The sequence below is a fragment of the Neobacillus niacini genome (genome assembly GCF_036961885.1).
GTDB classification, from domain to species: domain Bacteria; phylum Bacillota; class Bacilli; order Bacillales; family Cytobacillaceae; genus Neobacillus; species Neobacillus niacini_H.
Window position 1 is genome coordinate 1 of sequence record NZ_JBALNQ010000011.1, and the last position, 317, is coordinate 317.

Annotated in this window: 1 protein-coding gene; it reads right to left on the minus strand. The window is 36.9% G+C overall.

The window, feature by feature from the left end; genetic code table 11:
• Nucleotides 1-58: 58 nt before the first annotated feature.
• Nucleotides 59-265 (minus strand): small acid-soluble spore protein SspI, encoded by a 207-nt coding sequence (gene sspI, locus V7124_RS06955; RefSeq protein ID WP_335416235.1) that lies wholly within the window; start codon nucleotides 263-265, stop codon nucleotides 59-61.
• Between the last annotated feature and the right edge of the window lie 52 nt (nucleotides 266-317).

Genomic DNA, 317 nt, shown 5'->3' on the forward strand with positions numbered 1-317 from the left:
AGAAATACTCTCGGATAGCCATAAAAAAGCTGCCGAAGTTAACCGGCAGCTACAGATATTACTTCAAGCCACTTTCAAGCGCAGTAAGCATTTCCTTCTTCTCATCCTCTGATGAATTCATCCAAATAATTTCAAACAAAACTCCTAGACCCGGAAGCATTTTTTCCTCGCCGTTTTGGATTGCATCAACGATTGTATCCTCTAATTCCGCTTGTGAGTTACCAGCAACATTGTGTACAATGGCATTTCGTAAATTTAAATTCATAACCATACACTCCTTTTCCAAAAGATAAGAAAATATAAGTTTTTAAACTTAG

Bases quoted from the DNA above. Each gene is read 5' to 3' on its own strand.
- sspI (WP_335416235.1), bottom strand. From the start codon at position 265: ATGAATTTAAATTTACGAAATGCCATTGTACACAATGTTGCTGGTAAC.